10 protein-coding genes are annotated in these 13,134 nt (G+C 41.1%); 9 read left to right on the forward strand and 1 reads right to left on the reverse strand.

All coding sequences use genetic code 11. The annotated features are described in order from the left end of the window. Nucleotides 1-67: 67 nt before the first annotated feature. The 7 genes from AC23P2_RS13265 to AC23P2_RS13295 all read left to right on the forward strand — a co-directional run bounded on the left by AC23P2_RS13265 (nt 68) and on the right by AC23P2_RS13295 (nt 7,685). Complete coding sequence (locus AC23P2_RS13265) at nt 68-643, forward strand: D-sedoheptulose-7-phosphate isomerase (RefSeq protein ID WP_487773641.1); 576 nt, start codon at nt 68-70, stop codon at nt 641-643. A gap of 73 nt (nt 644-716) precedes the next feature. After that, a complete protein-coding gene (locus AC23P2_RS13270) occupies nt 717-1,928 on the forward strand; it encodes an AAA family ATPase (RefSeq protein WP_487773642.1) in 1,212 nt (403 codons plus the stop codon). 67 nt (nt 1,929-1,995) lie between these two features. Next, nucleotides 1,996-3,165, forward strand: a complete 1,170-nt coding sequence (locus tag AC23P2_RS13275) for a hypothetical protein (protein WP_487773643.1) — start codon at nt 1,996-1,998, stop codon at nt 3,163-3,165. Next, nucleotides 3,162-3,746: a DNA N-6-adenine-methyltransferase gene (locus tag AC23P2_RS13280; protein ID WP_487773644.1), complete on the forward strand. Its 585-nt coding sequence runs from the start codon at nt 3,162-3,164 to the stop codon at nt 3,744-3,746. Before AC23P2_RS13275 ends, AC23P2_RS13280 begins: the two co-directional genes overlap by 4 nt. A gap of 59 nt (nt 3,747-3,805) precedes the next feature. Next, nucleotides 3,806-4,552: a 3-oxoacyl-[acyl-carrier-protein] reductase gene (gene fabG, locus AC23P2_RS13285; RefSeq protein ID WP_028526963.1), complete on the forward strand. Its 747-nt coding sequence runs from the start codon at nt 3,806-3,808 to the stop codon at nt 4,550-4,552. Nucleotides 4,553-4,683: 131 nt separating this feature from the next. Further along, the gene (locus tag AC23P2_RS13290; RefSeq protein WP_487773645.1) at nt 4,684-6,768 is read left to right on the forward strand and encodes a vWA domain-containing protein; all 2,085 of its coding nucleotides are present in this window, start codon (nt 4,684-4,686) and stop codon (nt 6,766-6,768) included. Between the two features lie 8 nt (nt 6,769-6,776). Beyond that, a complete protein-coding gene (locus tag AC23P2_RS13295) occupies nt 6,777-7,685 on the forward strand; it encodes a DUF2279 domain-containing protein (protein WP_487773646.1) in 909 nt (302 codons plus the stop codon). 25 nt (nt 7,686-7,710) lie between these two features. Here the strand turns inward: AC23P2_RS13295 and AC23P2_RS13300 are convergent, their stop codons facing one another. Further along, nucleotides 7,711-8,292: a helix-turn-helix transcriptional regulator gene (locus tag AC23P2_RS13300; protein ID WP_487773647.1), complete on the reverse strand. Its 582-nt coding sequence runs from the start codon at nt 8,290-8,292 to the stop codon at nt 7,711-7,713. 305 nt (nt 8,293-8,597) lie between these two features. On the opposite strand from AC23P2_RS13300, the gene AC23P2_RS13305 reads away from it, so the two are divergent. Beyond that, nucleotides 8,598-9,284: a LytR/AlgR family response regulator transcription factor gene (locus AC23P2_RS13305; RefSeq protein WP_487773648.1), complete on the forward strand. Its 687-nt coding sequence runs from the start codon at nt 8,598-8,600 to the stop codon at nt 9,282-9,284. A 662-nt stretch (nt 9,285-9,946) separates the two neighbouring features. Then, nucleotides 9,947-13,057, forward strand: coding sequence for an SdrD B-like domain-containing protein (locus tag AC23P2_RS13310; protein ID WP_487773649.1), 3,111 nt, complete (start codon nt 9,947-9,949; stop codon nt 13,055-13,057). Nucleotides 13,058-13,134 lie beyond the last annotated feature (77 nt).

Genomic DNA, 13,134 nt, shown 5'->3' on the forward strand with positions numbered 1-13,134 from the left:
AGTGGTTAGTCTAAAAATCATTGTATCACCTTAGAACCGAGTTTTTCGGGCACAACCATTTATTTTAATGTCTAAAATTCAATCCATCGTACAGGCTTCCATTGATACCAAAAATCGCGTTTTAGCCGACGAAACTTTACTCAATACCGTAGCAGAAGTAGCTGCCGCGATGACCGAAGCCTTCAAAACGGGTAAAAAAGTGCTTTTTTGCGGAAACGGCGGAAGTGCTGCCGATGCCCAACACCTAGCGGCCGAATTTAGCGGCCGTTTTTACTACGATCGCCCCCCTTTGTATTCGGAAGCGTTGCACGTCAATTCGTCTTACGTAACTGCCGTCGGAAACGACTACAGCTACGATGTCATCTATTCTCGGATGATTGAGGCGATGGGCAAAGAAGGTGATGTTTTGGTAGGGATTTCAACTTCAGGAAATTCGCCCAATGTCGTAAAAGCCCTCGAAGCGGCCAACAAACTCGGCATGATTACCGTCGGTATGACGGGCGAAACGGGAGGAAAAATGAAAGAAGTAAGTAATTTTTTAATAAATATTCCTTCCAAAGATACCCCTCGTATTCAGGAGTGCCATATCTTACTAGGGCATATCTTGTGCCAATTGGTAGAGGAGAATGTGTTTCCTAAGTAAAAAATACAGAAAGGGGAGGCTATACACTTCCCCTTTAAAGTAACTTGGACAAAGTTAAAGTTCTTTTAATAGAATGAGAATCGAACAAATAAAAGTCGAGAATTTTAAAGCATTTAAAAATGCAACCATTAAGAATTTACCTTCAATGGCTGTTTTTTTAGGTGCAAATGGTTCAGGGAAATCTACTTTCTTTGACGTTTTTGGCTTTTTAAGTGATGCTCTTCAAACGAATGTTACCATTGCACTTAATAAAAGAGGGGGTTTTCAAGAAGTAATCTCAAGAGGTTGTGATGTACAAAAAGAATTTATTACACTTGAAATTAAGTTTATAAATCAAGATGAAGATAGTGAGGCTTCTCCCTTAATTACCTATTACCTAAAAATAGGTTTTAAAAATGGGAAAGTTTACATTAGTAGAGAAACATTAAAGTATCGAAGAGGCCAAAAGACGGGGAAGCCGTGGCATTTTTTGGATTTTAAGGAAGGCGTGGGAGAAGCGATTACCAATGAAAACGAATACGGTCAAATGGCAGTAGAGGCTAAAAGAATTGCTCAAAAAGTGACAAGTCCTGATATATTGGCCATCAAAGGGTTAGGTCAGTTTGAACAGTTTAAAGCCATTAGCTCTTTCAGAAGTTTACTTGAAAAATGGTACATTTCTAATTTTAGCATCGACTACGGTAGAAGAATCTCAGACACAGGAATCTCTAATCATTTGTCAGTAACGGGAGATAACTTAGCACAGGTGACAAAATACATGTATGATTATCACCGTGAATTATTTGATCGTATGCTAGAAAAACTTCCGAGGCGTATTCCTGGCATCAACAAAGTAGAGGCAAAGGAAACCGAGGATGGAAGAATTATTTTGCGTTTTCAGGACGAAAACTTTAAAGACCCGTTTGTCGCTCGCTATGTTTCGGACGGTACAATAAAAATGTTTGCTTACATGATTTTATTGCATGATCCAGAACCTCACCCATTACTGTGTATTGAAGAGCCAGAAAACTTTCTTCATCCTGATTTATTGCTTCAATTAAGCGAAGAAATTAGAGAATATGCGGAGAGAGGTGGGCAGGTTTTTGTTTCTACGCATTCGCCAGATTTCGTGAATGGATTAAATGTCAATGAATTGTTTTTTCTGGTAAAAGAAAAGGGGTTTACTACGATTAAAGCAGCTGCCGATGATCAATTAGTAGTTGATTTAGCAAAAGAAAATGAGTTGGGATGGCTGTGGCGTAACCATTATATTACTGGAGCCAACTATTTGCCAAGAACTCTATGAAAACATAGTCATGCAACTTTAACCCAACGAAAAAGGAGTAGTTAAAAAATAAAATCAATAGAAAATTATGGCATACGAATCAGTTGATAAACTGCAAAAAGTACTAGCAGAAGAAGTTTTTAATCACACCAAAGACCCTAAAAAGGCATCAGGCCGAGCATTAGGCACACTTGTAGAAATTATAACTTATTATCTTTTAAAGACTTGGGGGTTAAATAACCAAATTTCAATTGAGCGCGGGCTTGCTGAATATGGTAATCCAAGCATAACACATAATGTTGAATACTCTTTACATCCTATTGTTCGTAGTTCATTCGTTACAGTTGACAAATCCGATAAATCAATAACCTCAAACATAATTTTGAAAGCCCTTGCAGGAAGTGGTTTTGACTTGAAAGGTTTTGAAAGAAAACATAATCAACTTTTAAGTAATAACATACTGCGTAATGCTTGCACAATAGCAACCTCTGAGAATTCATTTCTTCTTTGCAGTATCAAGTCGGATTTGGGTGATAAACTTGAATTACATATCTACGAGCAAAACAAAAAACCGTATGCTATGTTTGAATGTAAGCGAGTTGGTGTAGAAGAGGGAATGACTAAAGGGCCACAGACGATTGAAAAAGCAAAACAGGGTGCTTATGTGGCAAGGACAGCATCATCTCTACAAAAAATTCGTTCAGAAAGTGGGCAAATGCAAGGCATTATCTACAAGAGTAACGGCTCATACATCATAAAGCCTTATGTCAATCTTATGGAAGAAATAATTTTTTCTTCTGACAAGGAGCTATTACGGAAATTTATATTGACAATTGGGGTTGTAAGTAATCACGGTAATTGGATAAAAAAAACGGCTGATGGTGATTTGAGTTTCAGTGAGGAAAATTTTCAAAAAGAACTTATGGTTCTTGCTCAATCTTATGATTGGTTACTTTTCTTGACTGACCAAGGACTTTCTGATTTTATTGACAAACTTTTACTTAATCCAATTCCGGAACTTCAGTTTTTAAGGGAGACATTCCTTTCAAGTTATATTGAAGGCAAGAAGAAAAATCAGTTTACTAAGGTTCAAATGAATATTGTTGCTGACAGAATATTGCTAAAATATTTTGAAGAAAACCTTGTAACTGTTGAAAGTTGGTTCAATGTAATCTCACCAAGTCAGAAAAACCTTACAATATTGAAAGGTGAATTGGATGAACTGAAAAATAAGAATTGGCAAAACATACTACTATGAGTGCAGGACGAAACATAAATACATTAAGTCAAAGCTGGGGAACACCGCATAAATATGTTAATGCTGTCAAAGACGTACTTGGTGGGCGCATAGATTTAGACCCATGTTCAAACGAATATTCGGTAGTAAATGCCAAAACGGAATACCGTTTGCCTAAGCATGACGGATTAAAAGAAAGTTGGAATTATCCAACAATATATGTTAATCCGCCTTACGGGATTGACAAAGATCGTAAGACAACAATTAAAAATTGGCTTGCAAAGTGTGCTTATGCACACGAAGAATATAATTCGGAAGTTTTGGCACTTGTGCCTATTGCAGCCAATACGGCTCATTGGAAAAAGTATGTATTTACCAAAGCAAAATCTATTTGTTTTTTATATGATACAAGGCTGCGTTTTTTAGAAAATGGCCAAGACACTGGTAAAGGAGCACCAATGGCTTGTGCAATGATATATTGGGGTAATAACCAAAGTAAATTCTATGAAGTTTTCATTGAGCATGGAGCAGTTGTGGATATATCAAATTTGATTGGAGAAAAAATTGGTGCAGACAGAAAAAAGTATGAATTATTCTGCTGAGAAGAGGAAAGAAAAGTGCGTACAATAATAGTTATTAATTGAAACTTAATTACTTATACATGTCTCTTTTACAAAACAAAGTCGCTATCGTAACGGGGGCTTCTCGTGGAATCGGGAAAGCCATTGCCACTCGCTTTGCCCAAGAGGGGGCTCAAGTGGCCTTTACGTATTTGTCGAGCGTCGAAAAAGGCCAAGCCTTAGAAGAAGAACTCAAACAATTTGGAACAAAAGTAAAGGGGTATCGCTCAGATGCTTCTGATTTTAAATCGGCTGAAGACCTTGTAGCACAAGTTGTGGCAGATTTCGGCACGGTTGATGTGGTAGTTAATAACGCGGGAATCACGCGCGATGGCTTGTTGATGCGTATGACCGAAGAACAATGGGACGAGGTAATTCGCGTTAACTTAAAGTCGATTTTTAACTTGACCAAAGCCGTTACCAAAGTGATGATGAAAGCCCGCAGTGGGTCAATCATAAATATAACGTCGGTAGTAGGTTTAACAGGAAACGCTGGCCAGGCCAACTACGCGGCTTCTAAGGCAGGGATGATTGGCTTTACAAAATCAGTGGCCAAAGAACTTGGTTCACGTAATATTCGTTGCAATGCTGTGGCACCTGGGTTTATCGAAACCGAAATGACAGGCGAACTCAACGAAAAAGCCATCGAAGAATGGAAACAGGGAATCCCGTTGAAACGCGGCGGCGCCCCCGAAGAAGTAGCCGACTGTATCGTATTTTTGGCCTCTGATATGTCAAAGTACATCACTGGGCAAGTGCTGCAAGTCGATGGCGGAATGGTGATGTAAAATAACAGAGACTGGGTTATTTTATAAAAACGAATAGAGTTAAAATGGCACACCGATTAACCAAATCGGTGTGCCATCAGTTTTTTTAAAAATGGAATTGTAAGTGGAAATAAATAACCGATAATTCTCTAATGTTTGCAGCCGAGATTATTTTTCAGACACCATATTGGTACGTAGGATTGTGTTTGTTGGCAGGGGCGGCCTATGCTTTCTTTCTTTATCAACCTAAACCCGTTTGGAGTAAAACAACCAACTACGCGCTTGCCTTTTTTCGGGGAGCGCTGGTGAGTATCATCGCCTTTTTACTGCTTAATCCGCTGTTGAGAAGTATTCAAACTTTCAGCGATAAGTCGAAGGTAGTATTGGCGATTGACAACTCCGAATCGGTCGCAAGCTATGGAAAAAAAGCCTTGGAATCGCTCGAAAACCTCCGTGAAGCCCTCGCTGACGAAGGAATCGACGTGGCGGTTCAAACCTTAAATTCCGAAAATTACCAAGATGAGTTGTCGAAAGTGGCCTTTAATCAGCCAACTACCAATCTCGCTGACATGTTGGGAGGAGCAAAGAGTAATTACGAAGGTCGCAACTTGACCGATGTAGTGCTGCTCACCGACGGGATTAGCAACCAGGGACTTGCACCCACTTTTACCAATTACCCATTCCGAATTCATAGCGTAGGCGTAGGGGATACCCTGCCCAAACGTGACATTAGTATCAAGAACATTGCGGCCAATAAAATTGCCTACTTGGGAAATCAATTCCCCATCAATGCCGATATTGTGGCTAGTGGTTTTCAAGGCCAGACCGTCACCGTAACGCTCCGCCAAGGAAGCTCAACGCTGAGTAGCCAACGCGTGACTTTTAGTCAGAAGGATGATTTTAAACAAATCTCTTTCCAAGCGACTTCGGCTGTCAAGGGCCTTCAGCATTATGTTATTGAAGTGGAGGCCCTCAAAGGAGAATTTACGACCCGCAACAACCGCCGCGATGTGTATCTTGACATCATCGACGGGAAAGAAAAAGTGCTAGTGTTGGCCTTGGCCACGCACCCAGACATTAAGGCCATTCGGACTATTTTGGAGAAAAACCTCAACTACGAGGTGGATGTCAAAGTGTTTGGTGTCAACCCGTCGGCTGAAACTTACCCCGATAAAAAATACGACCTCATTATTTTGCATCAACTGCCCGATTTGTTCAACATCGGTGGCGATATTATTCAGCGGTATTTACAACGCGATAATACGCCGCTGTTCTTCATTTTAGGTTCGCAAGCCAATACTGCCAAGGCTAGTCAGCTCAATTCAGCCGTGACGGTAATGGCAAATCCAGGCCAAATTGATAAAGTCTCAGGTCGGTTTAATCCGAATTTTAATCTACTAAACCTTGACCCCGAAAAACTCCGAATTTTGGAAAAAATGCCTCCGTTGACGGTTCCTTTTGGTGAATATCGTTTGTCGCCAGGCAGTGAAGTGGTGTTGTACCAAAACGTAGGCAATCTCAAAACTACAAAGCCGTTGTTGGTGCTGAATACGGGCGGCGCTCGCAAGTCGGCGGTATTGGCAGGGGAGGGGATTTGGCAATGGCGAATGGAAGAATACGCCTTGACCGAAAAGCAAGAAGCCGTTGATGAACTCCTGCAAAAGGTAATTCAGTTGATTTCGGTCAAAGAAGACAAGCGCAAGTTTCGGGTCTATCCGTTGGCGAACGAATACAACGTGGGTGACAAAGTGACGTTTGAAACCGAAGTGTATAACGATATTTACGAAAAAACGTACGGACAAAGTATTCGCCTTGAAATTACGGACGAACGCGGAAAAACCAAGCCTTATACCTACACCAACGCCGAAGGAAGCTCGCGTTTTGAGCTGAGTGGCCTTGGTCAAGGAGTGTATCAGTACAAAGCAACGACCAGCTTGCAAAACAAAGTAGAATCGGTAACGGGGCAATTTATTGTGCGTGATTTGGCACTTGAAACCCTCAACCTGACGGCCGATTATGGAATGCTACGTGCACTTTCCCAACAAACGGGTGGGCAGTTTGTGAAAGCTGATCAAATCGAACAATTGAAAGACTATCTACTCAAAAACAAGGCGCCCGACCGCCTAGATAGTGCTGAAGATTTGTCTGAATTGATTCAGAACAAGTGGTTGTTTTTCTTGCTGCTATTGTTAGCAACAGCCGAATGGGGAGTACGAAAGTACCAAGGAAGTTATTAACCATCATAATGCCTCAAATTAGACAACAGTTAGCAATTCTAGTACTGTGCATTTTCACGTTGGGGAGAGAAGAGGCTTTTGCTCAAAAAGATACACTGGCTACTCGTCCCAATTACCGAGCTTTGCGCTGGATAATGGCGGGCGAAAGTGCAGCCTACGTTGGGTCAATTTATGGCTTGAGCAAGGCGTGGTACAAGACCAATGATTTTAGCCATTTCCACGTAAGTGACGATGCGCACGAGTGGCAACAGCTCGACAAGGTAGGACATTTTTTTACAGCTTACCAAATCTGTCGCCATACTGCGGCGCTTTATCAGCAAACCAATGTGAGCCGTAAACAAGCAGCGTTGTACGGTGCGCTTTCTGGTTTTTTGTTTTTGACCCCTATCGAAATTTTGGATGGATTTCAGTACCCGACTTATGGTTTTTCTCCTTCCGACATGGTGGCGAATGTGCTGGGTCCGTCGTTGTACCTAGGCCAGTATGCGCTTTGGAACGAAGAGCGTATTGTCCCCAAATTTTCTTTTCACCCGACGTCACTTGCGAAGGTTCGCCCCGAACTACTTGGTCAAAACCTCAGTGAACAATGGCTGAAGGATTACAATGGACAAACGTACTGGTTTTCGTTCAATGTGGCTTCTTTTATGCCAGCCTCCCGCTTTCCAAAGTGGCTTAGTGTGTCGTTTGGATACGGCATTCACGATATGGTAGGGGCAGAAATCGAAAAAAGTAGGATGTTAGGGTATGACCCCTATCGGCAATACTACCTGTCGTTAGACATTGATTTTCGGCGTATTCCAACCCGTCGAAAAGGCTTAAAGGCATTGTTTTTTCTGCTAAACACAGTGAAAATACCTGCTCCGACGTTGGAATACACACGAAAAAATGGAGTCAAAGCCCATTGGCTATACTTCTAACAATGGCTTGTTAGAATGAGGTCTTCTAATAAATACTCAGTGCTTCTTGGTATTTTTTTGGCGTTACCCCAAAATGTTTCTGGAACATTTTATTAAACTTAATGGGATGGGAATACCCTACTCGCAGGGATACCTGTGCTCCCCTGACTCCTTTTCGCAATAATTCGGCGGCGTACTCCATTTTTCTATCAATATAGAATTGATAAAATGGTTTGCCATACGCATCTTTAAAATGCGTTTTGAATACTGATACTTTAAAGTTTAAACGTTGGGCTACCACTTCTAAATTTGGCTCTTCTCCCGCCGACAAATAATGGTCAAGCATTCGTTCAATTTCCTTCTTTAGAGAAAAAAGGCGCTTTACATGCCCTTCTGGTGATTTAGAACCCCCGCCTATCTCATAAGGTGGGTCTTCCATACTAGCTTGATTTGTAGTGTCATAGCTCGAAGGTGTAGGCACATTTACATCGTTAGGTTGGTGGCTCACAACAAAGGGCACCTTGGTTTGTAGAAGTAGTTCTACAACATGTGTTAACTCCTCTTGCTTAATAAAAATGTTGACGTAGGGGGGAGACACTTGATTGGAAATAGGGTCTATATGTATCATATTATTGGTAGGGTAAATAATTATAGACTATACTGATTTCAAAAGTAAGAATTTTTTTAAAGCTAAAACGGGACTACTTATTAAACGGTCTTGAATGGGTATATTAGGTACTAAAACGGTTACGAAACTATACTTGTGTCAATTCTACACTTTTCTAATAGACATGTTTTATATGCCTATTAAACATATTGATATAAATCAAATATACCCTTTAAGCAAACGTTTATGGATTTTCTTTAGGTATTTATTATAATAAGTAATTCTTTTGCTCAAGATTTTTGGCTTTTACCACTCCTTGCTCACCTATGAACATTTTGTTTATCCAATCCAATCCGCTGGAAAACTCTCATTTTGAACTCCTGCTTTCTAATTTAGGCTACTCAATCGTTGGTAAAGTTGGCTCATGTGATGAAGGACTTGACTTGATTGAAGTAAGTCACGTGGACTTAATTATTGCGACGATTTTTGAAGATGCAACGGCACAAGACAAAGAATGCTTGGGGTCGTTAGGGGCTTTTCAAATTCCGATTATATTAATCATCAATGAAGACGTGCCTCAGATCTATGAGAAGGTCGCCAATTTTACGCATGTATTTTATTTAGTGAAACCCTTTCATACAAATACCCTGGAGAGCGCCATCCGAATCTTATCGCAACAAATCAGGCAAGAGCCACAATTTATCAGGGGTACTTCTCGCGGTGAAATTATTGCGATTAAAGATATTCTGTATATCGAGGTAGAACGTACCTACACCTTCATTCAGACCAAGACCAAGCGTTATGCGTTTAAAAAATCGCTTACGTTGCTGAAACAGCACTTGCCTTTGGGGCGTTTTTTACAAATACACCGTAGTTTTTTGGTTCAGAAAAAGTTCGTCAAAAAAATAGACTTTGAAAAGAGCCAAGTAGAGCTTGAGGAGGGGCATTTGCTCCCAATAAGTCGGCGTGCAAAACATGAATTGCAGTCGAAAAACCTCAATAATATTATTTAATGGGATATAAGTCTATATACCAAATTTAGCTAGTAAACTTATCGACTTTGGTTTGTTTATGCTTTTACGAGTTAAGGGCTCTCTTCGATTGTTCCTATAAATATCCCTAGATAGTGAGTATTGGTATATGTAAGTAAGGTAATATGGTCTATGTATAGGTTCGTATTTTAAAAAAAAACAAACAATTTTTCGTATTTTTTTGATTTTAGTATATCAAAAATGCCAATGTTTTTGTGTTTTAATAGTCTGTATATACTTTTTAAAGAAAATTAATTTTTTTGGTATTGGGGGTGTTATTATTTTATACGTTTTTGGGAGTTATTTATTTTTTATTGAATTTATACTTTGCTTATATATCTTATAATCAGAATGTTAAATTTTTTTTATTGTATTTTAGTTAAAACATGTTTCTAGTTATAAACAAGAAGGTTGAGTTTGATTAGTATCTTATCTGTGAGTTAATTTTGGGTTTTAGACGGACGGTTTTTATTGTCGGCATCATAATTGTAGTTAAGAGCGTTTTCTTTTTTTTATGTGTTTTTGCAGGTAATTTAATTTGAACCTTCCTTTCGTATCCTATAAAAAACCGTACGTATCCGTTTTAGTTAATCATGTACTTTTTGGGACGGTATTTGATACATACTAATCCAAACATTTTACCCATGAAAAAGTACATCTACATTCCTTCTATTCATCCAAAAGTTTACAGATTAATCTATCTGACCTCGTTGCTACTGGGCGTTGTCTTGGGTACGCAGGCACAGGTAACGATTTCTTTGGACTGCAAAGAGAAAAATAACCTGACCACCGTTCAATCAGGGGATAAGTACACACTTCAATTGGATTATTCGGTTTCCAGTACTACAGGAAATGCGTCTAATGTAAAGGCAGTGATTAATTTGCCTGATAACATTTACACCGTGGGCGAATTTGTGGGAACTACCCATGCTCCCGTGGCGAATTTTGTTTTTACCAATACGGTAGGAGCCAAAAAACTGACGATTAATTTCATCAACCCAGTACCATCAGGCTCGACGGGCGTGTTGGAGTTTATTGTCAGAACCAATAACCTGACCACGCCCAATAACACCCAGCTTTGTACAACCGCTGAAATGACAGATGGCAGTGGTGCTACTTCAGGGGTCAAAAATCAATGTATCAATGTGACGGCAGTACCTCGGATTTGTGCCCAAAAATTCTTGCTCAATGGTGGAGCCATCAACAACATCTCCACTTATCAGGTTCGTGTTTCTGCCAGTGGGGGCGCTTACCCTGTGAATACACCCTTTGGAACATTGCAGGCAACAAACATTACTATTACCGACAACCTACCCGCCAATGCTGAGTTTATCAGCGCCAAAGTATATAACGGTGCCAATGGAGCAGAGGTTGGAACTGGAACTTACTCCGCAGGCGTGGTGACGGCGAGCATACCTAATCTAACATTACGGCAATATAATAACGGCACTTGGGAAAGTTTTTTCTATAATTTAAATATACAGGTCAAATTCAATTCGCCTACTTTTCAGGCAAGCGACGTCGTAACTAACACCGCTACGGTAGCTTATACGCCTTTTACGGGTACAGCCTCTGTGCTCAATGATGGGGATAATGTGGGAGGATGTGTTTCTGATTTAACAGAGACAACTACCTTGGCCGCGCCCGTTACCTCAGCCGTGTTGACAAAAACAGCGGGGTCGAATCAAAATGCCTATCCAGGTCAGCGGTTTTCTTATACATGGAGTTTTACGAATACAGGAAACACTCCCTTGGAAAATGTAGAAATCATAGAAACAATTCCCGCTAATGTTGTCATAGACCAAGAGGCTGAATACAACGGTGTACGGGTACTTGAATGGGAGGATGTGGATCATATTGAATATCAAACCAACGTGTCGGGGAGTACTTGGGTTGTTTTAGCCGCGGGTGCGGGTGTTCCTGATCTTCCTTCGGGGACTTTGTTTACAAAACTCAAGTTTGTCTTGAAAACCCCCTTTCCGCCTGGCGCCTCTCTGTCGCCCAATAACCACATCTTACACTTTAAAGCCCTAACCGAAGTAACAACTACTGAAACTGTGACTAACTGCATGGAGTGGACAAGTACTACGGCAGGGATTCCCAACCAAGCAGGGCGGACAGTGTGTAATAGTTCGGTGAAGTTATTACCAAGACCTACTACTTCCAAGGCGATATATAATGCTGGACATCTCTCGAATTGTTCGCAAGTGATGGGTGGGACGGTGACTTTTATGGGAACAGTCATCGCTGATGTAGGGTATGCTGATGGCACCAATCCTGTCTGTGCTTTACTAATTCCAGCTGGATTTACTTATGTGCCAGGTTCAGAGACTTTTGCTGCCAACAATTCGGGCATTACGACTCCTCCTACTTTGCAAATCATTCCCAACTACATTACAACAGGTGGACGATTGAGAGATTTGTATCGCTGGACGTTCCCAAGCGGAACGGTATTGCCTCATGGTGAAAGGTTTGCTGTGGCTGTTTCTGTGAAAATTTCACCTACCCTTACTCCTGGAAGTTATAATGCCGATTTTATTGCTACCTTCTCCAATGCCTCTGTGAGCGAGCCTGATTACAATTTTGGTAATTTTGTGGATACCCAAGACTGGGATTTAGACGGGAATACCACTGAGCAGGTTGGAAGGTCTAATAGTAATTATGGTCAATGTGATATAAATATTGCAGCTTCGGCTTCGATGGAATCCATCAAATGGGTCAAAGGGCTATGTGATGTTACTTATTCTCGTTATCCTGCTTTTGGGCAAACAGTCCCAGGTGGAGATGCCGACTACCGACTCATCATCAAAAACACAGGTAACGTGGTGATGAAAGACATCAAAATCGTTGACATTTTACCATTTATAGGTGATAGAGGCGTGATTGATCCACAGGCACGTCAAACGCAGTGGCGACCCAACTTGGCCAATCCAATTTCTGCGCCAGCTGGAATAACAGTCTATTATACAACTGTTTCTAATCCTTGTCGCGATGAAGTTAAGCAACCTTCTGACCCTTCGCCTTTCCCAACGGGTTGTACTGTTCCTAATTGGAGTGTAACACCACCTTTGGATATTACGCAGGTACAGGCAGTCAAAATTGATTTTGGTACAAAAACCCTAGCGGGCGGCGATTCGTTGGTGTTTAGCTGGCCAATGCGTGCACCTGTAGATGCTCCTACCAATGACGAAATTGCGTGGAATTCATTTGCTTTCGTGGCTACGCGTACTGACAATAACCAGCCACTACTGGCAGCGGAGCCTATTAAAGTGGGGATTAAGCTCAAACCAATACAACCTGCGGTATATGGCGATTATGTGTGGGTCGATACCAATAAAAATGGCATTCAAGACGACGGCGCAACGGGTGTATCGGGGGTACGCGTAGAACTTTATAAAGACAATGGCGATGGGGTGTCAGATCCTGCTACAGACCTATTCGTCGGCTTTACCGTAACGGATGGTGCGGGCAAATACTTGTTCTCTACCTTACAGCCTGGTGATTATTTCGCTAAGTTTTATCCGCCAGCGGGCTACGTAACTACTACGAGCAATCAGGGAGGCAATGATGCGTTAGACTCTGATGGCATCATTACGATTGTAACAACCTTAGATGCAGGGGAGGACGATCGTACTTGGGATTTGGGTATTTATCAAGATACCAACTGTGATGTTAAAATTAGCAATTATACGCTCAGTCCATGTGTATGGACAGGCACGGCCAGTGAAGTAACAGTGAATGTCTTTGTGGCTTGAGCCAATGCCCCAAGCGGCCAGAACATTAATGTCACGCTCAATGGTATAACACAAACTATCAATCCTGCTACGGCTAC

Source organism: Runella sp. R0.1_18 (assembly GCF_057652155.1).